The 24,294-nt window shown below is 53.3% G+C and carries 17 protein-coding genes and 1 rRNA gene; 16 read left to right on the top strand and 2 right to left on the bottom strand.

From position 1 onward, the window contains the following. Window positions 1–138: 138 nt before the first annotated feature. The 11 genes from NYE26_RS27925 (at window position 139) to NYE26_RS27875 (ending at window position 15,010) form a co-directional block, all read left to right on the top strand. Entirely contained in the window at window positions 139–1,173 is a 1,035-nt protein-coding gene (locus tag NYE26_RS27925; protein WP_339251661.1) for a glycosyltransferase family 2 protein, read from the top strand. A gap of 106 nt (window positions 1,174–1,279) precedes the next feature. After that, a complete protein-coding gene (locus NYE26_RS27920) occupies window positions 1,280–2,233 on the top strand; it encodes a glycosyltransferase family 2 protein (protein WP_339251659.1) in 954 nt (317 codons plus the stop codon). Continuing rightward, entirely contained in the window at window positions 2,230–3,630 is a 1,401-nt protein-coding gene (locus tag NYE26_RS27915; RefSeq protein ID WP_339251657.1) for an undecaprenyl-phosphate glucose phosphotransferase, read from the top strand. The genes NYE26_RS27920 and NYE26_RS27915 overlap by 4 nt, the downstream gene beginning before the upstream one ends. 120 nt (window positions 3,631–3,750) lie before the next feature. After that, on the top strand, window positions 3,751–4,617 hold the full coding sequence (locus tag NYE26_RS27910) for a phosphatidylinositol-specific phospholipase C/glycerophosphodiester phosphodiesterase family protein (protein ID WP_209868286.1): 867 nt from the start codon (window positions 3,751–3,753) through the stop codon (window positions 4,615–4,617). 166 nt (window positions 4,618–4,783) lie between these two features. Next, window positions 4,784–5,491, top strand: a complete 708-nt coding sequence (locus tag NYE26_RS27905) for a heptaprenylglyceryl phosphate synthase (RefSeq protein WP_036721273.1) — start codon at window positions 4,784–4,786, stop codon at window positions 5,489–5,491. Between the two features lie 106 nt (window positions 5,492–5,597). Then, window positions 5,598–7,967: a DNA helicase PcrA gene (pcrA, locus tag NYE26_RS27900; RefSeq protein ID WP_339251653.1), complete on the top strand. Its 2,370-nt coding sequence runs from the start codon at window positions 5,598–5,600 to the stop codon at window positions 7,965–7,967. 77 nt (window positions 7,968–8,044) lie between these two features. Then, complete coding sequence (gene ligA, locus NYE26_RS27895; RefSeq protein ID WP_339251651.1) at window positions 8,045–10,057, top strand: NAD-dependent DNA ligase LigA; 2,013 nt, start codon at window positions 8,045–8,047, stop codon at window positions 10,055–10,057. A 285-nt stretch (window positions 10,058–10,342) separates the two neighbouring features. Further along, window positions 10,343–12,082 (top strand): alkaline phosphatase, encoded by a 1,740-nt coding sequence (locus NYE26_RS27890; protein WP_339251649.1) that lies wholly within the window; start codon window positions 10,343–10,345, stop codon window positions 12,080–12,082. A 12-nt stretch (window positions 12,083–12,094) separates the two neighbouring features. Then, window positions 12,095–12,820 (top strand): ABC transporter ATP-binding protein, encoded by a 726-nt coding sequence (locus NYE26_RS27885; protein ID WP_339251647.1) that lies wholly within the window; start codon window positions 12,095–12,097, stop codon window positions 12,818–12,820. Then, window positions 12,817–14,091: an FtsX-like permease family protein gene (locus NYE26_RS27880; protein WP_339251645.1), complete on the top strand. Its 1,275-nt coding sequence runs from the start codon at window positions 12,817–12,819 to the stop codon at window positions 14,089–14,091. Before NYE26_RS27885 ends, NYE26_RS27880 begins: the two co-directional genes overlap by 4 nt. Window positions 14,092–14,104: 13 nt before the next feature. Continuing rightward, window positions 14,105–15,010: a hypothetical protein gene (locus tag NYE26_RS27875; protein WP_339251643.1), complete on the top strand. Its 906-nt coding sequence runs from the start codon at window positions 14,105–14,107 to the stop codon at window positions 15,008–15,010. An 81-nt stretch (window positions 15,011–15,091) separates the two neighbouring features. Here NYE26_RS27875 and NYE26_RS27870 read toward each other — a convergent pair whose 3' ends face one another. Beyond that, on the bottom strand, window positions 15,092–16,366 hold the full coding sequence (locus tag NYE26_RS27870; protein ID WP_339251641.1) for a molybdopterin-dependent oxidoreductase: 1,275 nt from the start codon (window positions 16,364–16,366) through the stop codon (window positions 15,092–15,094). 182 nt (window positions 16,367–16,548) lie between these two features. Here NYE26_RS27870 and NYE26_RS27865 point away from each other — a divergent pair, with 182 nt between their 5' ends. The 4 genes from NYE26_RS27865 (at window position 16,549) to NYE26_RS27850 (ending at window position 20,952) form a co-directional block, all read left to right on the top strand. Then, window positions 16,549–17,256 carry a response regulator transcription factor gene (locus NYE26_RS27865; RefSeq protein WP_036694776.1) on the top strand — a complete coding sequence of 236 codons (708 nt, stop codon included), beginning with the start codon at window positions 16,549–16,551 and terminating at the stop codon, window positions 17,254–17,256. An 18-nt stretch (window positions 17,257–17,274) separates the two neighbouring features. Further along, window positions 17,275–18,381, top strand: a complete 1,107-nt coding sequence (locus NYE26_RS27860) for an ATP-binding protein (protein WP_339251640.1) — start codon at window positions 17,275–17,277, stop codon at window positions 18,379–18,381. Window positions 18,382–18,484: 103 nt separating this feature from the next. Then, window positions 18,485–19,114 carry a hypothetical protein gene (locus NYE26_RS27855; protein WP_339251638.1) on the top strand — a complete coding sequence of 210 codons (630 nt, stop codon included), beginning with the start codon at window positions 18,485–18,487 and terminating at the stop codon, window positions 19,112–19,114. Continuing rightward, window positions 19,111–20,952 carry a PBP1A family penicillin-binding protein gene (locus NYE26_RS27850; protein WP_339251636.1) on the top strand — a complete coding sequence of 614 codons (1,842 nt, stop codon included), beginning with the start codon at window positions 19,111–19,113 and terminating at the stop codon, window positions 20,950–20,952. Before NYE26_RS27855 ends, NYE26_RS27850 begins: the two co-directional genes overlap by 4 nt. A 10-nt stretch (window positions 20,953–20,962) precedes the next feature. Here the strand turns inward: NYE26_RS27850 and NYE26_RS27845 are convergent, their stop codons facing one another. Next, window positions 20,963–22,213: an MFS transporter gene (locus tag NYE26_RS27845; protein WP_076083515.1), complete on the bottom strand. Its 1,251-nt coding sequence runs from the start codon at window positions 22,211–22,213 to the stop codon at window positions 20,963–20,965. 425 nt (window positions 22,214–22,638) lie between these two features. Here NYE26_RS27845 and NYE26_RS27840 point away from each other — a divergent pair. Continuing rightward, window positions 22,639–24,199: ribosomal RNA gene (locus NYE26_RS27840) — 16S ribosomal RNA — on the top strand. Window positions 24,200–24,294: the final 95 nt, after the last annotated feature.

The following is a 24,294-nucleotide window of genomic DNA, read 5'->3' as shown; positions in this document are numbered from 1 at the left end:
ATGGTTAGGGGTTTCTTATTGTAATTCGATAGTATTGGTGGGGTCAATTCAACAACCTTCCATAGCCCGGCACCTCTGTTTTCGTTATAATGGGAGTAACAGGTTCGTACAATGAATATATGGAATTCGAGGTACCCCATGAAACTTAAAACAGTCAGTGTGCATATTGTTACTTATAACAGCGCAGATGATATAGCGGAATGCTTGTCGGCTGTGCTTGGACAGGATTATCCGGTCAAAAATATTGTGGTGGTGGATAATGCGTCCACGGATGGTTCGGCGGAGAAGGTAAGGTCGTTCTATCATGAGCTTAGTCAGGGTTCAGCGCATACGCGCTTAGATCCTTTATACTCCGTTGACATAACAGTAACCAACTATGGAGATTCTAAAGACAGCCCCCCTCCCCCAACCCTGGTCCTTCTGGAAAATGAACATAACACCGGCTTCGCCCCCGCGCACAATCAGGCGATTGCCGGGACTACGACCGATTATGTGCTGGTGCTGAACCCGGACCTTACGCTGGCCCCGGATTATATATCCAAGCTGGTTGCCCGGATGGAAGCCGATTCCCGGATTGGGAGTGCTACAGGCAAGCTGCTGCTGAAGGCGGATCATTCGCTGGTGGATAGTACCGGACTGCGGATGAATAAGGCGCGGAGGGCATTTGACCGTGGAGCGGGAGAGCCTGCTGACCAGTGGAATGAGTCTGGCGAAGTATTGGGTGTCTCCGGTGCAGCGGCGATGTACGCGCGGCGGATGATTGAGGATATCAGCGTGGAGGGGGAGTTTTTCGACGCGGATTTTTTTGCGTATAAGGAAGATGTGGATGTGGCCTGGCGTGCAGAATTGTTTGGCTGGAAGGCCTACTATGATGCGGAAGCGCTAGGCTACCATGAGCGGGGGTGGAAGACGTCCGGCCGGAGTGGTAAAGCGATGTTCATCAAGCGGATCTCCTATATTAATCGGTATAAAATGATATACAAGAACGAGCCCTCCCGCACACTGCTGCTCACGCTGCTAAATTCTCTTCCTTACGAGATCGCCGCACATGGCTACTCGCTATTGAAAGAGCCTAAGCTGCTGGGAGCTTGGAAATCCTTTTTTGCACAGAGAGCAGCCCTGAAGCGCAAGCGCCGATATATTCAGGAGAGAGTCAAGCCTGCCGGGGAATGACTGATAGCCTTGTAAAAACCTCCCTGAATAGGCGCTGCCTATCAGCGGGGTTTTTGTGTTATAATAATTGTCGATAGATTACTATATTTGTCAGGAGAGTATAGCAGTGAATGTAGATGTTAGTATATTGATTCTAAATTACAACACATGCCGCCTGACGATGGATTGTCTGAGGTCGGTATATGATTCGGAGACAAGGTATTCCTATGAAATTATTCTAGTAGATAATAACTCCCAGGATGACTCGGTGGAGATGATAAGCAAGGAGTTCCCGGAGGTGCTGTTAATCGCCAATTCGGAGAATGTAGGCTTTGCCAAGGGGAATAACCAGGGGATGGAGGTCGCCTCCGGGCGTTATGTGCTGCTGCTCAATTCAGATACCGTGATCCGTAAGGATACGCTGGAGACGATGCTTGCGTTCATGGACAGCCGCCTTGATCTTGGCGCGTCCGGGTGTAAGGTGATTCTGCCGGACGGGTCGCTCGATAAGGCCTGCCGGAGAGGGTTCCCGACACCGTCTGCGTCCTTTTATTATGCGTTTGGCTTCAGTAAGCTGTTCCCGGACCGTCCGAAGTTCAACGGCTATCAGCTCGGCTATCTGGACCCGGATGACGAATATCCGGTAGATTGTCTGGTTGGAGCATTCATGCTGCTGCGCCGGGAGACGATTGAGCAGGTGGGCGGGCTGGATGAGACGTTTTTCATGTATGGAGAGGATCTGGATTGGTGTTACCGGATCAAGGAAGCGGGCTGGGGGATTTATTATTATCCGCAGACGTCCATCGTACATCTGAAGGGTGGCAGTGCGCGCCGCAGACCGTTCAAGATTGTGTATGAGTTTCACCGGGCCATGATTTTATTTCATAAGAAGCATTATAGCAGCCGCTACAACAGTATGATAAATGGAGCGGTCTATGCGGGCGTCGGCGTTAAGTTCACTCTTTCGCTGTTGCGCAACGCATTGATTGCTCCACGTAAGATACCTACACCCGCACAGAGTCTTAATGCTCCAGGGGAAGCTGGTATCCGCAATGAATCGAAGGCTGAGGTGAGATTATGATCCGCCGGAATCAAAAGTTCCTGACTCAATTATATATGGTGGCTGACTTCCTGGTGATCCAGCTGTCCTTCATTGCAGCCTGGTGGCTGAAGTTCAAGAGCGGCCTGCTGGAATCCTACCGGACGCTGCCTATAGAATCTTATGCTTACTGGAGCATCATCTATGGGGCCATAACCGTACTGATTGGTATTGTGGTATCTCTATATTTGCCCAAGCGGAAGAAGCGGTTCATTGATGAATTCCTGAAGATTTTCCAGGTGCATGCCATGGGGATCTTTATCCTGCTGGGCCTGATGTTCTTCCTGAGGGAGATTGATGTCTCCCGGCAATACCTGGCGATCTACATGGGCTTCAATATTCTGTCCATTATGCTGTACCGTTATGTGCTGAAGAAGATGCTGAAGTCACTGCGTGAAAAAGGCTTCAACCGCCAGTTCGTCCTGATTCTTGGTGCAGGCACATTGGGTAAAAGATTCTATAACAACCTGGAGCAGTATCCGGAGCTGGGCTATGAGGCGATTGGCTTCCTGGATGACTTCCATCAGTGGGATGGTATTGAGGAGCAGCGTTATAAGCCGATTCTGGGCACAGTGGATCAGCTGGAGGCTATGCTGGAGATGCTTCCTGTCAATGAGGTGATTCTGGCGCTGCCGCTGGATGCCCACTCGAAATACCCGGCTATTATTGCAACTTGTGAGAAAGCCGGGATGCGGACGCTGATTATCCCCGACTTCTTCGATTACCTGCCGGCCCGTCCGTATTTCGATAACTTTGCCGGGATGCCGATGATTAATGTACGCGATATTCCGCTGGATATGGCTGGGAACAAAATGGCAAAGCGTGCGTTTGATATTGTGTTCGCCTTGTTCGCCATTCTCATGCTGTCTCCCGTGATGCTGATTGTTGCGCTCGGAGTGCGCCTGACTTCACCGGGGCCGGTGATTTTCAAGCAGGAGCGGGTGGGGCTGAACCGCCGTAATTTCATGATGTACAAGTTCCGTTCCATGAAAATGCAGACGGATGGTGAAGTGGACACAGGCTGGAGCACGAAGGAAGATCCGCGCCGGACCCGCTTTGGTACGTTTATCCGCCGAACGAGTCTGGATGAGCTGCCGCAATTCTTCAACGTGCTGTTCGGGCAGATGAGTGTGGTTGGTCCGCGGCCGGAGCGCCCTTATTTTGTAGAGCAGTTCCGCGGCGAGATTCCGAAGTATATGGTCAAGCATCATGTGCGGCCGGGGATTACCGGCTGGGCTCAGAGTAACGGTCTGCGCGGGGATACCTCGATTGAGGACCGGATCAAGCATGATATTTTCTATATCGAGAATTGGTCTCTGCTGTTCGACATCCGGATTATTGCCAAGACTATTCGTAATGGCTTCAAGAACGCTTATTAATACACGATCTTATCTATATTCTATTCTCCCCTAAAAAACGGTTGCTGCCCCTTGAGGATGACACAGCCGTTTTTGCTTTTTTCAGCCGACTCTCTACTACTTGCAAAGGAGACTGCCATCATGAAGAGAACAAAGCTTATTGCTTCTATTACTATGATCGGGGCTGTTACACTTCTGCTTGTATTGATGCTTGGAGGAAAAGAAAAACAGCCAGCTACAGGCTTCGCGGCCCACAGGGTCATTGCCCATGCCATGGGCGGAATCAATGACAAGGCGTATACCAATACCAAGGACGCTTTTATTGCGAACTATGAGCAGGGGACCCGGATCTTTGAGGCGGACCTGCTGCTTACCAGTGATGAACAGCTCGTGGCCCGTCATGAATGGACTACAGGTATGAGTAAGAAACTGGGTCAACAGGAGGTTCTTCCTCCTGACAAGCAGGGAGAGGTGCTGACTCACGATGAAGTGATGAACAGCCCGGTGCTGGAGCTCTACTCTCCGCTGGATATTGAGAAAATCGTCAATCTGATGGAGATCTACCCGGATACCTATATTGTTACGGACACGAAGGAGCTGGAACCGGAACAGGTAACGAAGCAATTTCAGCTCATTGTAGAAGCCGCACGGAAGAAGGACCCAGCGCTGCTGGAGCGGATTGTTCCGCAGATTTACAGCCGGGAGATGCTGGAGGTTGTGAAGCAGGTGTACGCTTTTCCGGAAATCATCTATACCCTATACCAGACAGAGGACAGCGACGAGGTGGTCATTGAATTCGTCAAGCAGACCGGCGTGGACATCACGATGCCGACAACCAGGGCTACCAAGAGCTTTGTGCGTAACTTGAAAAAAGCGGGCGCCAGAGTCTACGTGCATACCGTGAACGATGAGCAGGAGATTGTGGAGCTGTCCCGGCTGGGCGTCAACGGATTCTATACTGATTTTGTCCCGGAAAATGATTTGAACCGGATTAAGGGTCTCCGCTGATCGAGGAGAAGGCTAAGGCAAATATGCGAAAAAATGTTCGCATTTTGTTCTCTTTTAAATTGACACTCCCCTTCGTACTGACTTAGACTAGAGATACGGATTGTGCGTGCGCAGGAGTGTGTATATTCACTTAGATGAACAATGAGGATGGACAAAGATGAACGAGATGCGGCAAATGATCAGGCCATGGCGGCATGTATTCAAGCTGGACCCGGACCGTGTGCTGGGTGACAAGGAGCTGGCCGCTGTGTGCCAGTCGGGAACCGATGCGATTATCGTAGGCGGCTCTACTGGCGTGACTTATGAGAATACAGTGAGTCTGCTTGCGAGAATCCGGCAGTATGACCTGCCTTGCGCGCTGGAGATCTCGGATCTGGAGGCCGCTGTGCCCGGTTTTGATCTGTATATGATTCCCATGGTGCTCAACACTGACGATACTTCATGGATTCTCGGCCATCACCGCCGGGCCATTGAACGCTTCGGCAGTCTGATCCCATGGGAATTGCTGCTGACAGAGGGCTATATTGTGCTGAACAGCGATTCCTCGGTAGCGCGTCTGACCGGTGCCGACTGCTCGCTCGATGCGGCTGGTGCGGGAGCCTATGCGCAGATTGCAGACAAGCTGATGAACCTCCCGGTGGTCTACCTTGAATATAGCGGACGTTATGGAGATCTGGAGATTGTGCGCGAGGTCAGGGAAGTGGTTGAGCACAGCCAGCTTTTCTATGGAGGCGGAATTACAGGTCCAGAGGAAGCCATGCATGTAGCCGCGCTATGTGATACAGTAGTGGTCGGCAATATTATTTATAGCAATGTGGAACAAGCGCTGTTGACGGTCCAGGCTGTAAGGGATACACCGCAGATGGACTGGTAGAGTTTATAGATCATGTCCGAATGTTCACCGCAGCGACGACCAAGCTTCGAGTTCAAACCTTAAGTGCGTCTTATATAACTTATATTCAGAAAGGAGCATGTAACACATGCAACTTGTTAACATACAGGACGCCGTAAGCCGTCTGAATCCCCCGCAGCGTCAGGCTGTAGAAGCAACTGAAGGACCCTTACTCATCATGGCTGGCGCAGGCAGCGGCAAGACCCGCGTGCTGACCCACCGGATTGCCTGGCTGATCGCGAACCGTAAGGCACCGCCTTGGGCGATTCTGGCGATTACGTTTACGAATAAAGCCGCCCGGGAGATGCAGGATCGTGTCTCCAAGCTGGTAGGGCCGGAGGGCCGGGATATTTGGGTATCCACTTTTCACTCCATGTGTGTGCGGATTCTGCGGAAGGATATCGATCAGATTGGCTTCACCTCGAATTTCTCCATTCTGGATTCGACAGATCAGCTGTCCGTCATCCGCAATTGTATGAAGGATCTCGACATCGACACCAAGAAGTTCGAACCAAAGGCCATCCAGGCCGTCATCAGCACGAACAAGAATGAGCTGATCACACCGGCGCAGTATGAGCAGAAGGTTGGCGATTATTTTGAAGGCCTGGTGGCTAAGGTGTATTCCAAATACCAGCACCGGCTGAGAAGCAATAACTCTCTCGATTTCGATGACCTGATTATGAAGACGATCGAGCTGTTCAAGGAGAAGCCGGATGTACTGGATTTCTATCAGAAGAAGTTCAAGTATATTCATGTTGATGAGTACCAGGATACGAACCGTGCGCAGTACATGCTCTGCCGGATGCTGGCTGAAGGCCACCACCGGATCTGCGTGGTCGGGGACAGTGACCAGTCCATCTACCGCTGGCGCGGGGCAGATATCTCGAACATTCTGAACTTCGAAGAGGATTACCCCGAAGCCCAGACGATTCTGCTGGAGCAGAATTACCGCTCCACCTCGAACATTCTGAATGCCGCCAACGGCGTAATTGCCCTCAATACGGGCCGCAAGCCGAAGAAGCTGTGGACCGACTCCGATGAAGGCGCGAAGATCAAGGTGTTCCGTGGCGACACTGAGCATGACGAAGGATATTTTGTCACCGGGGAGATCAGCAAGAATGTGAAGCAGGGGCAGGCTTACCAGAACCATGCGATTCTGTACCGTACGAACGCCCAGTCCCGTGTAATAGAAGAAATTCTGATCAAATCAGATATTCCCTACCAGATCGTCGGGGGGATCAAGTTCTACGACCGTAAAGAAATCAAGGATCTGCTGGCGTATCTCCGCCTGCTGTCCAATCCTGATGATGATATCAGCCTGACGCGGATTATCAATGTTCCTAAGCGGGGACTTGGAGATACAACCGTTGGGAAGCTGGCGGCAGCGGCTGCGGCCCAGGGCGTCTCGATTTTCCGGGCGCTGCAGACGGTGGATGATCTCGGGTTCGCCGGACGCACCCGCAACACGCTGGTGGAATTCTACGATATGATCGAAGCCCTGCACCGGATGGTGGAATTCCTCTCGGTGACAGAGCTGACTGAGAAGATTCTCGAGCTGTCGCAGTACCGCCTTGAATTGCAGAATGAGAATACGCTGGAGTCCCGTTCACGCCTGGAGAACATTGACGAGTTCCTGTCCGTTACGATGGAATTCGAGAAGAACAATGAAGACAAGTCGCTGGTCTCCTTCCTGACCGACCTGGCGCTGGTTGCGGACATCGACAGCGTGAATGATGAAGAAGAACGTAGTGATGCGGTGGTGCTGATGACGATGCACAGCGCGAAGGGGCTGGAGTTCCCGACCGTCTTCATCATCGGGATGGAGGAAGGGGTGTTCCCGCACAGCCGTGCCTTCCAGGACAATGATGAACTGGAAGAAGAACGCCGGCTGGCGTATGTGGGCATTACCCGTGCGGAGAAGCAGCTGTTCCTCAGCTGCGCACGGATGCGCACGTTGTTCGGGCGGACGAACGCGAATGCGCCGTCCCGCTTCCTGGAGGAGATTCCGGAGGAGCTGAAGGAAGATACTGTCCGTGAATCGGACCGCTTCCGGCGCGGAGGCGCGGAGGCAGGCGGTGCCTATGGCGGCCGGGGCTTCGGCGGAAGCGGAGGCAGCCGGGGGAACTTCGGCAGCCGCACCGCTGCTGCCGGGAACGCGCCGGGAGGCGGCGGGTCCGCCAGCTTCGGCAGCGGCAGCTCGGCAAGCGCGGTGCCAGGCGCGGGCCGTGTGGTGGTGACGACCGGAGGCGCGCAGCGCACGACGGGCGGGGCCGGGGCGGCTGCGGAGGCCGGAGGCTTCAAGGCGGGCGACAAGGTCGCCCACGGCAAATGGGGCACCGGCACCATTGTAGCCGTGAAGGGCAGCGGCAACGATACGGAGCTGCAGATTGCCTTCCCGGCGCCGGTAGGCGTTAAGCGGCTGCTGGCCGGCTTTGCGCCGATCACCAAAGTTGAATAAATCAAGCTTGCGATTAACGGCAGTGCTTTTGGATCACGCTAACCGTAGGAAACCTATTTGACGGAGGGATATGCCGGATGGATATGATGTTCACGATGGAAGAGCTTGTAGCCGAGCTGAATCAATACAATTATCACTACTATACGCTGGATGCTCCACAGATCAGTGACAAGGAATACGATGTGCTCTACGACAAACTGGTGGCGCTGGAAGCGGAGAGCGGAATCGTATTGCCGCATTCCCCGACCCAGCGGGTAGGCGGGGAGCTCCTGAAGGGCTTCACACCGCATCGCCATCTGGCACCGCTGTGGAGTCTGGACAAGGCGCAGAATATTGAACAGCTCCGTACTTGGAACACCCGTGTGCTGAAGCTGGTGAATGATTATAATACCAAGAACCCGGAGAATCCGCTGCCGGAGCCGTGTTATGCCGTGGAGCTGAAGTTCGACGGCTTGACGCTGAACCTGACCTATCGTGATGGGGCGCTTGTACAAGCAGCTACCCGTGGCAACGGGGTGACAGGTGAGGGGATTCTGGCTCAGGTGAAGACGATCAAGTCCGTTCCGCTGAATATTCCGTTCAAGGAAGGCGTTATTGAAGTGCAGGGCGAGGGGATTATGAACCTGTCAGTACTGGCGGATTATAATACCCGCGCAGCAGAGCCGCTGAAGAATGCACGCAATGGTGCGGCGGGCGCGCTGCGCAACCTGAATCCCAAGATGACTGCCGACCGCAGGCTGAATGCTTTCTTTTATAATGTGGGGTATGCAGAAGGCGTACAGTTCGCCGATCATCAGGAGATGATGGATTTCCTGCGCAGCAACCGGTTTAAGGTTAACCCTTACCTCAACTACTTCAGCAATTTCGATGATGTAACCGAGCAACTGGCAGAGATTGAAGAGAGCCGTTCCGGTCTGGATTATCTTATTGACGGAGCGGTCATTAAGGTTACTGATTTCCGTATTCGTGAAGCGCTGGGTTATACCGACAAGTTCCCGCGCTGGGCCGTTGCTTATAAATTCGAGGCGGAAGAGACCACAACCATTCTGGAATCTGTCAGCTGGAATGTCGGACGTACCGGCAAAGTTACTCCGCTCGCGCGGGTGGAGGCTGTAGAACTAGCCGGGGTTACGGTGCAGAATTGCACCCTTAACAACGTGGGCGATATTGAGCGCAAGAATCTGAAGTTTGCACTGGGCACACGGGTGTTCATCCGCCGCTCCAATGATGTCATCCCCGAGATTCTGGGTAAGGTGACAGAAGAGAGTGACGGCGGGGAGATACTATTCCCTGAGGAGTGTCCGGCCTGCGGATTCCCGCTGGAGATGCGCGGCGCTCATCTGTTCTGCAATAACAAGCTTGACTGCAAGCCGCAGATTGTCAGCCGGATTACCCATTTTGCCTCCAGAGATGCCATGGATATTGAAACGTTCAGTGAGAAGACGGCGGCTCAGCTGCATGAGGAGCTTAGTGTACGGGAGCCTGCGGATCTGTATGAGCTAACCTTCGACCAACTGGTGAAGCTGGAGCGGTTCGGAGAGAAGAAAGCGGCGAATCTGCTGAAGGCACTCGAAGACAGCAAAGGCAGAGATCTGGCATCCTTCCTCTATGCACTCGGTATTCCTAATACCGGCAAAGCCACGACAAGAATGCTGGCCGACCATTACCGCAGCCTGGAAGCTGTCATGTCTGCTACCGCGGAGGAGCTGGCCGGACTGCCGGATATCGGGGGAATTGTGGCGGAGAGCATCGTGAATTATTTTGCAGACCCGTTCGTAGTGGTTAGCATCGACCGTATGCGGGCGCTGGGGGTAGAGGCCAAAGCTCCTGAAGCGTCGCGTGTAGTCAATACGAATACCTATTTCAGCGGCAAAACAGTCGTCCTGACCGGTTCCCTGCAAAAAATGACCCGCGAGGAAGCTGCCGAACGCCTGGAAGCTCTGGGAGCCAAGGTATCCGGCAGCGTCTCCAAGAAGACCGACCTGGTTATTGCCGGTGAGAAGGCAGGCAGCAAGCTGGCCAAAGCCCAGCAGCTCGGCATTCAAGTCATTGAGGATGAAGACGAGCTGATCCGGCTGCTAGAGATGTAAGAGAATATATAAGTCCTGTGTTTCCTTTGCTTATGGGCGGAGGGGCGCAGGGCTTTTTTTGATGTATAGGAAATCGAAAAACCGACCACATTGCGGCAAGCGAGGGTGAACGGGCCGGATGTACAGGGGAAGTCACCAGCATTTGTTACCCGGTAGGCTGATTTTGTTTTGCAGACGGCTACCCTTCCGCTTTCATGTGAACATTTGATAATTTAATACAACTCCATACTTATTTTGACAGTTAGTTAATCTTTCCAAGGTAAGCTTGGGATTAGAACCGTCACAATGAGGAAGGGGTATATGATGAACAAGTTAATGAGGGGCATGATTTTTGGAGGATTGGCGGCAGCCGTAGTATCAGGAGCAACCCTTGCAGGTGCGGCCAAGAGCCCGGCTAATTCCGGGGGCACTGCCAAGGCCCAGTCTAAGAATCTTATCGTTCTGATCGGCGACGGCATGGGCCCGGCCCAAGTGTCTGCGGCAAGATATTTTCAGCAATATACCAAGGGTGTCAAGCACCTGAACCTCGATCCATACTACGTGGGACAAGCTACTACATATGCAGACCGGGGAGAGGACAGCGGTAAAATCGTATCCGGGATCGTCACAGACTCCGCCTCAGCCGGTACTGCATTTGCTACGGGCCATAAAACCTACAATGCGGGCATCAGCGTCTCTAATGAGGATGTCTCAAGACCCTTTGCTTCTATAATCGAAGCTGCGGAGAGCGCAGGCAAGGCCACCGGCCTTGTGACCACTGCCCGTATCACCCATGCCACACCTGCCGTGTACGCTTCCCATGTCCGTAACCGTGACAATGAATCGGCGATTGCCTCACAGTACCTGGAGAGCGGCGTGGATGTGCTGATGGGCGGCGGGAAGCAGTTCTTCCTGACCAAGGATGAGAAGGGCAAACGTACGGATAAGAACCTGCTGCCTGACTTCAAAGCCAAAGGTTATACGGTCGTTGAGAATACCACAGCTTTAAATGCCCTTACTTCCAAGAATACCAAGGTGTTAGGCTTGTTCGGCAACTCCCATGTGGCTTATACGCCAGACCGCACTCCGGAAATTCCAAGCCTCTCGGCGATGACCTCCAAAGCACTGAATATTCTGTCCGCCGATAAAGACGGCTTCGTCATGATGATTGAAGGCGGGCGTATCGACCATGCCGGTCATGCCAACGATCTGCCGACCCTGGTGCAGGAAGCGCTCGACTTTGACGCAGCCTTCAAGACAGCGGTTGATTTTGCGAAGAAAAACGGCAACACCTCCGTGGTGGTCACTGCTGATCATGAGACAGGCGGCCTCTCACTCTCGCGTGACAATATCTATGAGATCAACATCGATCTGTGGAACAAGCAGAAGCATTCCTCCGAGAGTCTGGCAGCAGATCTTGAAGCCGCGCAGACACCGGAAGAGATCCGCAAGATCGTAACGGCAAATACCTGGATTACAGATCTGACGGACGAGGAAGTTACCCAGATTATGAACGGCGACGGTTCTTCGTACAAACGGGAAGGCGCATATAATGCAGTGATTTCCAAACGCCTGCTGGTCGGCTGGTCGGGTCACGGCCACTCTGCGGTGGATGTTGGGGTGTGGGCGTATGGCCCGATTGCTGACAAGGTGAAGGGGCAGATTGACAATACGCAGATCGCAACTATGGGAGCGGGAATACTGGGACTGGATCTGAACAAGCGTTCCGCAGAGCTGCAGTCGAAATATGTTTATCCGAAATTCAAAATCAGCCGCGACAATGAAGTGCTCTATCCGGCTCAGGCTCTGGTGAAGGCGCTTGGAGGAACATATACAGGGAGCACTTCTGCTGCCAAGCTTACTATTGGAAAGAATACCATCGAGGTAGATCTGACCGGGAAAACAGCGAAGCTGAACAGCAAAGCGGCCGCATACACGGTGGATGTGGATAACAACGTACTCTACCTTCCGCTTAGTGCGTTCAACCAGTTGAAGGGCACGACCTTAACTTGGGATGCGCTGTCCGAACGCATTGTGCTCAGATAGGAGTGGCTCCTATTGCTCCAGATTCAGAATTTGACCAAACAATTCAAAGTGGACGGCAGAGCTGTGCCGATCCTCGATATCCCCCGGTGGAATGTTGAAAAAGGAGAGCGTGTAGCCATTACCGGACCCAGCGGGTCCGGTAAAAGCACGCTTTTGCATCTGATCAGCGGCATTATGAGTGCAGACAGCGGCAGAATTACCGTAGATGGGCAGCCGCTTCACGAGTTAACTGAGGCGAAGCGCGATGCCTTTCGTGCTTCCGCTATAGGCTATGTGCTTCAAGACTTCCATCTGATTCCTTCGCTGACCGCGCGGCAGAATGTCGAGATTGCCATGACGGCCCGGCTTTCGCAAAAGGAGAGACGGCGCATAGTGGACGGCTGGCTGGAACAGGTGGGCCTGGGGGGCCGCGGAAGGCATCTGCCATCCCAGCTCTCACGCGGGCAGCAGCAGCGCGTTGCTATTGTAAGGGCCATGATCAATCACCCGCCGCTTCTGCTGGCAGATGAACCGACAGGCAGCTTGGACTGGGAGACGGCCGATGAGATATCCTCTCTGCTCCTGGAGCTTAGCAAGGCCCATGGACACACCTTAATCGTGGTAACCCATGACCTCAATATGGCTGAACGGTTTCCGCGCCGCTTGAACATTCAAGATATCAATGAAGTACGCCGGGAGGTATTAGCCCGGCAGCGGTCTTCGTTCAGCGGGATAGACAGGGAGGGGATTTCACTATGAGCCTGTTCCGGCTCACCCTCCGCAATGTGCTGCACCGGCGGTTCCTGTCTCTGCTTACCGTGTGTGCTGTGGCGATTACAGTTGCCTTTATTGTGTTACTTGTCCTGTCCCGGCAGAGTGTAGAGCAGGGAGCCAAGAAAGGCTATGGCCCCTTTGATCTTGTCATAGGCGCAGCGGGCAGTGAGACACAACTGGTGCTCAATACTTTTTATCATATCGGTGCACCAACCGGGAATATCCCGCTCGCTGTACTGGATGAGGCCCGGCGTGACCCGTCTGTGGAAGCTGCCTTTGCGATGACTACGGGCGACAACTACAAGGGCTATCCGATTGTCGGGATAGATTCCGGGTATTTCTTCACCCGTTACGGTGGCAGCAGACTACAGGAAGGCAAGATGTATGCCGATACTGGTGATACGATTGTAGGCTCATACGTGGCCCGGTCGCTGGGACTGAAGGTAGGCGATACCTTTGCGGGGGCGCATGGACTTGTACAGGGAGAAGACCACGAATCCGCAGCGGCTGAGCATGAAGGGGATCATGAGGCCGAAGAAGCAGGAGGACATGCGGCAGCCGAAGATGAGGGGACTGGAGAGCAAGCCGGGCATGCCCATGATGATTTTCGCTACAGGGTAGCAGGTATTCTTCCAGAACTCCATACTCCGGATGACCGTGCGGTCTTTACGACAGTAGACTATGCCTGGGCTGTGCACGGGCTGTCCCCTGAGGAACGGGAGATTACGGCGGTGCTGGTTAAGCCGGCCAGTCTGCTGGGGGCCCATGATTTGAAGCAGGCGTTCGATGGCAGCAATGGTGTCCAGGCGGCGTATACCAGCAAGGCCGTGTCCGAGGTGTTGAATGCAGTGGATCAGGGCTCCCGGCTGCTGGGGATGCTGACCGCCATTTGTGTACTTCTCGCAGGTATTGCGATTCTATTATCTCTCGTTGCAGCAGCCTCGGAGCGGACCAAGGATGTCGGAATACTACGTCTTCTCGGAAAATCACGGGCCTATGTATGGCTGACATTGACCACAGAAGGCCTGGTGGTAACAGCAACCGGACTCATCGCGGGGCTTGTGATCGGTCATCTCTGTGCCTTTCTGCTCAAGGACATGCTGTTCTCGCAGGCGGGCATTCAAATCGAGCCTTACCATTGGACACCGGAGCATTGGTTTATTGTGCTTGGGGCGTTGGCTATAGGTCTGCTGTCCTCGCTTGGACCGGCCTTCCGGATGTACCGGATGCATCCGCTCGCCTTGTTCAAATCATAGGAGGTACGTTCAATTGATACGACTACAAGGAAGAATGCTTCTGCTGTCGGGAGCTGTGACAGGTATGCTGCTGCTTCAGGCATGTGGCCAGAATACTGCTGCTAATGGGAACGGGGAGTCCTTTGCGGCGGTGGTGGAAGCTCCGCAGAGCACTGAGGAAGTCACGGCGGAGGCTGAGTCGTCCGCATCCCCTTCCCCGCAGGCCCCTGCTCCAGTTGCCGAGGGCGGAGTTGCTGCATCCGCTGCGCCATCCAAAGGTACGGATACCGGGACCAAGGTGACGGTTACGTTCAAGCCGTCTCCATCGCCTACTGCTGCACCTGTTGGAACGGCTACCCGGAAGCCCTCCGGGAAGAATGTAACCATTACGCCGAGTCCAGCCGCCTCTTCTTCTGTACAAAGCCCCCGCCCAGCGGCAGCGTCTAAGGGTACCGGGGGGAGCAGCGCTGAAGCAGAACCCGTCAAGGCTGGATCTGCTCCGGCATTGAGCGTGTCCCCTTCACCGTCACCGTCTGCGGCAGCAGAGGCAGCGTCTACCGTGAGTGCCACCTCCACAGGGAATAAGGCCATAGACTGGAACGGTTTTTTTGACGGAGACGATCAGACCCGGCCCTCAGAGCACTTCTGGGATCTCAGCGGACAGCAGGTTACCATTAAGGGATTCATGGGTGAGGTCCTTTCTTTTGAGAAAAACTGGTTCCTGCTTATTCCCGAACCGGGTGCAGAGTGTCCGTTCGATAATGGGGATGAAACCTACTGGAACAAGATTATGATCGTGTTTGTTCCTGAAGGCAGTAAGCTCCGCTACACCTCAGGTCCGCTGGAAATATCGGGGCGCCTGGATGTGGGAATCAAGATTGACGAGTCCGGCTACAAAACCATCTTCCGCCTGTACGATGCTTCCTTCAAAAGCCTGTGATCCATGAAGCAAGAACAAAAAAACCTCCAAATCCCGGATTGGGAAAGGAGGTTTTTTCTGAAATAGAGGACAGAAGCTACATTACACCCGCTTCGCACCCGGCAGCCAGGCATCTTTATCGTATCCCCGCTGTTCCCAGTACCCGACATAATCTTCATTGATTAACTCAATGCGGTTCAGCCATTTGACTGATTTATAGGCATACATTTGCGGAGTAACGAGACGAACCGGCCCGCCGAGCTGATTGGGGATAGGTTTGCCATCGTGCATCACAGCCACCATGATATCGTCCATCCTCGCCTGATCCAGAGTGAGTGAGTCCGTATAGACACCGTCTCCCGAGTAGAACTTGACCATGACGGCCCCAGGCTGCACACCGGCCATATCTAGCAGCTTCGAGAGGGGGAGGCCCTCCCATGTATTTTTGTACACAGACCAGCCGGTCACGCAGTGAAAATCACTGACCTGCACCTCGCGCTGCAGCTTGACGAACTCTTCCCAGTTCCAGTTCAGCTTCTTATCCACCAGGCCATCAATGGTAAAAGACCAGTTGGAGTTGTCGAACGCGGGAATGGCCGTGACCGTATATACGCGAAAGCTGCCCTCGGCTCCCCCGCCGATAGGAGGTGCAGATTCCGCCAGCGGAATAGGATCGGGAACCAATGCATTGGCATTGCTTGCCGCATAGTCGGCTGTGCCGGGAAACTGCAGGGATTTACCGATCCAGCGGACAAAAGTTGGGCCGAGCGTGACAGCAAGCCCTGCGCCTACCGCAACCTTAATGAACCCACGGCGTGAATACATAGGCTGGGCTTCAGAAGGAGCCGCAGGCCGAGTCCGTCCTGCGGGAGAAGAGGCCTCTTCAACAGGTACAGTTTCTGCCACAATCGTGCGCTTCTTGGGCTCCTTCAGCCACTTCACCCGTGTAATGGAGTGATAGATGATGACTGGCAGGCCGACCCAGGTCAGCAGATCATGAATGAATAACGCAGTATTCGCTGCTCTCGGCCCGGTAAGTCTGAACTGCCAGAGCACAACCCCTGAGATCAGCCAGCCGATCAAAAGCGTCAGCACGAAGAGGACGTTGGCTTTTTGCGCAGGTTTACCCTTGAGCCGCTTCCAGTGCTTCGCCGCCAGGAGCAGATAATAGACCACAGGGATCAACAGCGCCAGACCGAACATGATATGGCCCCATTTCAGCCACACTCTGCCCTCACCCAGCAGCTCTCTCCAGAAGCCGCCTACCAGCATCAGACCGCTAAGGGCAAGAATTAAGACCAGCCAGGCATTCCACAAGTGAATCGAGACGAGCTTCTTTCCGTATCCTTTACGGATGCCGGTCAATATTTTTTTCACCTGCAGTCCCTCCCGTTGATGAATAAGTGTCCAATATCATATTAATTTAAGTTTTAACTAATTGTACCGCAAAAAAACACTGCTGAATAATATTACCCCGATCAAGCCCGACCGTATGGTTGCCTTCCCTGAACTTTTTCTTATAGACTAATGGAAAGAGCTAAGGAAAGGATTAAATGCCCGTGAACCAAGAAACGATACTGCTGGTGGATGATGAAGTGGAGATTGTGGAACTGCTGGATATCTATTTTCGCAATGAGGGGTACCGGCTGCTTAAGGCATTTGACGGAAGGGAGGCGCTTGAATGCCTTGGCAAGGAAGAGGTGGATCTCATTATACTCGATGTGATGATGCCACACATGGATGGGATTGCCGCCTGCATGAAGATTCGTGAAGAACGCAACATGCCGATTATTATGCTCTCCGCCAAGAATGCCGATATGGACAAAATCCTTGGACTCAGCATCGGTGCAGACGATTATGTGGGCAAGCCGTTTAATCCGCTGGAACTGGTGGCGCGGGCCAAATCGCAGCTGCGCCGTTACCATAAATTGAATCGGGACACTTCTGCCAGAACGAATGAGCACGAACTGATCTTTGAAGATTTGCTGATAGATACACTTCGGCATGAGGTAAGTGTGGACAATCGCAAGGTGAAGCTGACACCCCGCGAGTTTTCTATCCTGGAACTTCTGGCGCGGCATCAGGGACAGGTGCTCAGTATGGAGCAGATTTATCTGAAAGTGTGGAATGAGCCTTTTCTGGATGGTGGCAACACCGTGATGGTGCATGTCCGCAATATCCGCGACAAAATCGAGCTGGACGCAAAGCAGCCCCGTTATGTGCAGACCGTATGGGGCATTGGCTACAAACTGGATCATCCATCCTGAAAGCTGAGGGGAACTGTAGTGAACACCAAATATATAAGCACCATCCGCTGGAAGTTTATCTGGGCCTTTGTGCTGAGTATTTTGTCGGGGGCAGCTCTGCTTTTGGCGGGCTATCGGCTGGTTAACTCTTTAATTTATCTGCAGCCGGCGCAGCCCTCCGCACTGTATTCGCGTACTCTGAAATGGATGATCAACCATATCGGTTCAGCGCCGCTGATGACCGCTGTCGGGATTGCCAGCTTCCTGATCTTCTTTTTCATCTATACGCGTAAAATCGTCTCGTACCTCGAAGAGATCACCACCGGTATCCAGCAGATCACGAAGCTTGATGAATCGCACCGGATTGAGGTCCGAACGTCGGACGAGCTGGGGGTACTTGCGGAGAACATCAACATTATGTCTGAGCGGCTACAGCATTCGCTGCTGGAAGAACGCAAGGCTGTCGAGTCCAAAAACGAGCTAATTACCGGTGTATCGCATGATCTCCGCACTCCGTTGACCTCGGTGCTTGGCTTCTTGGAGTATATTGAGCAGGACCGCTGCCGGGAAGAGGCGGAGATACGTTACTATGTAGGGATTGCCTATCAGAAGTCATTGGTGCTGCGCAAGCTGATTGACGACTTGTTTGAATACACGCGGGTTAACAGCAGCAGACTGCCGCTAGTGCTGGAACGGCTCGATCTCAAGGCATTTATGCGCCAGCTTGCGGAGGAATCGGTTCCGGCACTGACCCGTGCAGGCATGACTTATGAACTGCAGGATGATACCGAATCGCTGTGGATTGAAGCGGCACCTTACGAATTGGTGCGTGCTTATGAGAATCTGATTGCCAATGCGATCCGGTACGGGAAGGATGGAAGAAGGCTTGAGATTGGACTCAGCTGTGAAGGTAACGATGCAGTTGTGCGGATCAGCAATTTCGGCGAGATGATTGCGGAGGGGGATCTTCCACATATTTTTGAGCGGTTCTACCGGGCGGAGCGCTCCAGATCGCAGGTTACCGGGGGCTCGGGATTGGGTCTGGCGATTGCCAAGGGAATTGTGGAAAGGCACCATGGGGAGATTACGGCTCACAGCACCAGATCCCGGACTGACTTTGTTACCCGGTTTCCGGTATCCTCCTGACAATCTTCAGTATTTCTTAAGAAATGGCAATGGTGTTTCTTAAGATTTAGCCGATATCCTTGGGCTATGGGATGAGACCCGGGGAGGCAGGAGAAGTTGGCTGATGTCAAAAATACACACGATCCGCACACTTTACCTCTACATATTCTGCGGTAGCGTTCTGCTTAGTGCAGGGCTGTTGCTGCTTATGCGGGGGATTTTTACTATGTTCTACTCCTGGTATACGCCGGAATCGGCTGCGCTGTTTGTCCGTTTCATGCATTGGATCATCAATCATATCGGCGCAAGACCGGCGGCTGTCATGATGTTCACCGTTGTATGTGCAGGGCTGTTCCTGCTCCGTTCACAAAAAGCAGCCAACGATACTACCGCGCTGCTGCGCGCCGCGGAACAACTGGCGGTTCACGGCGCCTGTGAGCTTGCGGACCTTGAGGTGCAATCGGGTGGGGAATTCAGACGGTTGGCTGCCAGTCTGCGCCGGATTCATCAGGCCGGATTGCGGCCAGCAGCGGCCCCTGCACCGCAAATACTAATGCCGGAGCCGGATGCACAAGAATTCATGGCGCTTATTTTGCGGACACGGGCGTTGATCCGCATGCTGGAACTGACAGTGGCGGAGTCAGAGGAAGAGGTCTGTAATATCCCTGCTGCAGTTCTGCAGCAGCTGGCGATGGCTAAGCAGGAGGCATTGGGAATGGAAAAGCTTCTGGAGCATTGGACTCGGCAGGTATGAGAACAGGACGGAGATCGCTGCTGCGTATTTGCTATGCCGTTTTTGATCTGACAGTCATCCTTGCTATTCTCATGCTAGCAGGAATTATTTATATGAGTCATTATGGAAAGCTGATGCTGGATCGTTATCCGGAGAAAATGATTTTACCGGAATCAAGTGTCATTATGGCCTCTGACGGAACAATGTTGCGGAGAATACCGCTACCTGAGACAGGCTACCGAATCAAAGCAGGACTTGGAGAGATGCCGCAGCTGCTCATCGATACTTTCATTGCTGTTGAGGACCGCCGCTTTTACAGTCATAAGGGTCTGGACTACCAGGGAATAGCCCGCGCATTAGTCAACAATACCTTACGTATGGGGGTATCGGAGGGTGGAAGCAGCATCACTCAGCAGCTGGCAAGGGGGTTGTATCTGAACCGGGGGCAGAATCTGCTGCGTAAGCTGAACGAGGCCTCAATAGCGTTGGCGCTGGAGAAGCAGTTATCGAAGGATGAGATTTTGCAGCTGTATCTTAATCAAATTTATATGGGGCAAGGGCAATATGGGGTGAAATCTGCAGCGGAGCGTTATTTTGGTATAACTGATCTGGAGCAGTTGGAGATTGGACAGATCGCGACACTGGCGGCTATTCCCAAAGGGCCTTCCATCTATAACCCGGCAGACAACATTGAATTGTCAACAGGCAGACGGGATCTGGTCCTGCGGATTATGCAGCAGCACAAGCTGATAACAACCGAGCAGATGACGGCAGCAATGAAGAGCACCTACGTACCTCCGATTAAGGATAAGACTGAGATTGTCGGGGCGTCCTATATGGATGCGGCAATTCAGGAAGCGATGCGGCAGACAGGATTATCGCAAAAGGAGCTAAGCACAGGCGGTTATACACTGGTGACGGGCATGAATATTGAGGCGCAGCGGGCTATGGAGCGGGCCTTCTCACAGGAAGAGGCATTTCCGCCGGATGGCAAAAACCAGAGAGCAGAAGCAGCCATGGTCATCATGGACCAGCGGACCGGTGAAGTGGCCGCACTGTTGGGCGGGCGAAGCCCGCGTACAGGCGGTCTGAACAGAGCCGTAACTCCTTCCCGGCAGCCAGGCTCCGCGCTCAAGCCCATTATAGATTATGGACCGGCGCTGGAGAGCGGGAAATATACGCCGGACAGTCTCCTGCCTGATATTAAAACAACCTATGGCAGCTACAGTCCGGCTAATCTGAACGGTGTATATCGTGGGCAGGTGAGCATGAGGGTTGCCCTGCAGCAGTCCATTAATGCCCCAGCGGTATGGCTGCTGAAGCAGGTGGGGGTCAGCTATGCCCGTGGGTTTGCAGCCAGGCTGGGAATGGAACTCGATGCAGAAGACAACCATCTGGCTATTGCCCTTGGAGGTCTGCATAGCGGGGTTTCTCCGCTCACGATGGCTCAAGCCTACACCGTCTTTGCAAATGGAGGCATTCTTAACAAGGCGTATCTGGTGCGTAGTATCAGGAATTCGCAGAATCAGGTGGTGTATTCACATGTCGCTGCGCCGCAGCAGGCCATTTCGGAACGTACCGCAGCGGATATGACAGCGATGCTCCGTCAGGCGGTGAATGAAGGGACGGGCAAACGGGCGCAAATGAACGTTACGGTGGCCGGTAAGACAGGAACCACGCAGCTGGACCTGCCGGGAGTCCCCGGCAAGGCCAACCGGGACTTATGGTTTGTAGGCTATACCCCTAGATGGACAGCGGCGGTATGGATGGGTTTCGACCGCTCTGATCCCGACAACTACATGACTGCCGGCAGCGGGCTTGCAGCTGCTATGTTCTCCAAGGTTCTCTCCATGCTATGAATAGATTTGCTTATTCCGCCGCCCATTCCTCCAGCTTCTTGTCACCGGGCAGCAGCAGGGCCAGCAGGCCGAGCAGCGGAAGGAATCCGCAGGCCACGAACACCGTGGCGATTCCGATCGTATCGATCAGATGCCCAATTACGACAGAGCCAATTCCGCCAAGCCCGAACGCAAGGCCGGTAATCAGACCCGAGACCGTACCGATATTGCCCGGATACAGCATCTGCGCGTAGATCACAGTGACGGAGAAGCTGGATAGTAGAATGAACCCGGAGATGATCAGCAGCACGGCCGCCCAGAACTGATTCACAAAAGGCAGGGCCAGCGCAAACGGCACCGTCCCGATCATCGACACCAGGATGAGATTGCGTCGGCCGAAGCGGTCTGCCAGCGGTCCGCCGAAGAAGGTGCCCACAGCGCCGGCAGCGAGATAGATGAAGATATAGATCTGTGCCTTATCCAGCGTCATCCCGTATTTGTCCATCAAATAGAAGGCGTAATACCCGCCGATGGAGGCGCCGTACCAGGATCGCACGAATACGATGAAGACCAGAATAACCGTTGTAATCAGAATACGTTTGCTGCGGGCAGGGTCGATAGAGCGTGACGCTGACTTTTTGCGGAAGGTGTATCCGGCATCCAGCATCTCTCGGTACCAGCGGGCCACATAGGCCTGGATGGCGACTCCGGCAGCGGCGATAACGGTGAAGCCGAGAGCACCCATCTGACCGAAGGGAATGAATACCCACTTCATTAATAGAGGACCCAAGGCCTGGCCGGCGTTGCCGCCCACCTGAAATATGGATTGCGACAGCCCCTTGCGCTGACCGGCAGCCATATGAGCCACGCGCATGCCTTCCGGATGGAACGCAGCTGATCCGAAGCCCACAAGCATTACGGACACAATCACTAATACATAATTACCGGCAAAAGCGAGCAGGAAGACCCCGGCAAAGGTACAGCACATCCCCAGCGGGAGCAGGATCGGACGCGGCTTCCGGTCAGCGGCGAAGCCGATAATAGGCTGAATCACCGAAGAGGTGATATTCAGCGCGAACGCAATCCAGCCGATCTGGGCATAAGAGAGCACCAGGTTATCCTTTAGTACAGGGAACATCGCCGGAATTAATGCCTGAATGGAATCGTTGAATAAATGAACAAAGCTGACAGCAAGCAAAATACGGTAGATGGTAGCCTGCTGCAGATTGCGTGATTCACCCAAAGAGCCGGGTGGAGCTTGAGGCAGGGTCTTGTTGGACATTTGAACTCCTTTCAGGAACAGTTAATAAGTAAGTTATCTATGGATACGAAGATAAATCCTATTGTAGCGACAAATGAAGTATTATGGGAATCAATTTGTGCAGGGCTGCGGTGAACTATTCATTATTAACTCAAAAAAAGCAATGCTTAATCCTATTGTAAAAAAAGACTTGCAAACGTTTGGAACGCGTGATATATTATCTCTTGTGCTTATGAGACATCGACGCTGAATTGAGCGGCGAAAGAAAAATAAGTTGACAACAAACGCAATAAAATGATATGATCTAATTCCTGTGCAAGAGACATAACGTTGAAATGCACGGAGCAAGTTCTTTGAAAACTGAACAAATGGAACGCTTTAATTTTTACAAGATTCATTCAATGAATCGTCAGTTTCAAAATGAGCAATCGCTCTTTCTAAATACCAATTTGGAGAGTTTGATCCTGGCTCAGGACGAACGCTGGCGGCATGCCTAATACATGCAAGTCGAGCGGAGTTTGAGAGGAAGCTTGCTTCCTTTCAGACTTAGCGGCGGACGGGTGAGTAACACGTAGGCAACCTGCCCTCAAGCCTGGGATAACTACCGGAAACGGTAGCTAATACCGGATAATTTCTTTTTTCTCCTGAGAGAAGAATGAAAGGCGGAGCAATCTGCTGCTTGGGGATGGGCCTGCGGCGCATTAGCTAGTTGGTGGGGTAACGGCCCACCAAGGCGACGATGCGTAGCCGACCTGAGAGGGTGAACGGCCACACTGGGACTGAGACACGGCCCAGACTCCTACGGGAGGCAGCAGTAGGGAATCTTCCGCAATGGGCGCAAGCCTGACGGAGCAATGCCGCGTGAGTGATGAAGGTTTTCGGATCGTAAAGCTCTGTTGCCAGGGAAGAACGTCCGGTAGAGTAACTGCTACCGGAGTGACGGTACCTGAGAAGAAAGCCCCGGCTAACTACGTGCCAGCAGCCGCGGTAATACGTAGGGGGCAAGCGTTGTCCGGAATTATTGGGCGTAAAGCGCGCGCAGGCGGTTATTTAAGTCTGGTGTTTAAACCTTGGGCTCAACCTGAGGTCGCACTGGAAACTGGGTGACTTGAGTACAGAAGAGGAAAGTGGAATTCCACGTGTAGCGGTGAAATGCGTAGATATGTGGAGGAACACCAGTGGCGAAGGCGACTTTCTGGGCTGTAACTGACGCTGAGGCGCGAAAGCGTGGGGAGCAAACAGGATTAGATACCCTGGTAGTCCACGCCGTAAACGATGAGTGCTAGGTGTTAGGGGTTTCGATACCCTTGGTGCCGAAGTTAACACAGTAAGCACTCCGCCTGGGGAGTACGGTCGCAAGACTGAAACTCAAAGGAATTGACGGGGACCCGCACAAGCAGTGGAGTATGTGGTTTAATTCGAAGCAACGCGAAGAACCTTACCAGGTCTTGACATCCAACTAACGAAGCAGAGATGCATCAGGTGCCCTTCGGGGAAAGTTGAGACAGGTGGTGCATGGTTGTCGTCAGCTCGTGTCGTGAGATGTTGGGTTAAGTCCCGCAACGAGCGCAACCCTTGACTTTAGTTGCCAGCAGGTGAAGCTGGGCACTCTAGAGTGACTGCCGGTGACAAACCGGAGGAAGGTGGGGATGACGTCAAATCATCATGCCCCTTATGACCTGGGCTACACACGTACTACAATGGCCGGTACAACGGGAAGCGAAGCCGCGAGGTGGAGCCAATCCCAGCAAAGCCGGTCTCAGTTCGGATTGCAGGCTGCAACTCGCCTGCATGAAGTCGGAATTGCTAGTAATCGCGGATCAGCATGCCGCGGTGAATACGTTCCCGGGTCTTGTACACACCGCCCGTCACACCACGAGAGTTTACAACACCCGAAGTCGGTGGGGTAACCCGCAAGGGAGCCAGCCGCCGAAGGTGGGGTAGATGATTGGGGTGAAGTCGTAACAAGGTAGCCGTATCGGAAGGTGCGGCTGGATCACCTCCTTTCTATGGAGAATCGTCTTCTGCAACGAAGACATTCAAATAAAAGTCTTCAGGAAGCTTACTTCCTGAAGCAGGCTTTACTTCGTAAAGCCTTGAGC

It is taken from the genome of Paenibacillus sp. FSL P2-0136 (assembly GCF_037975325.1).
Taxonomy (GTDB): domain Bacteria; phylum Bacillota; class Bacilli; order Paenibacillales; family Paenibacillaceae; genus Paenibacillus_AQ; species Paenibacillus_AQ silagei.
This window is presented reverse-complemented; position numbering and strand designations above follow the sequence as displayed.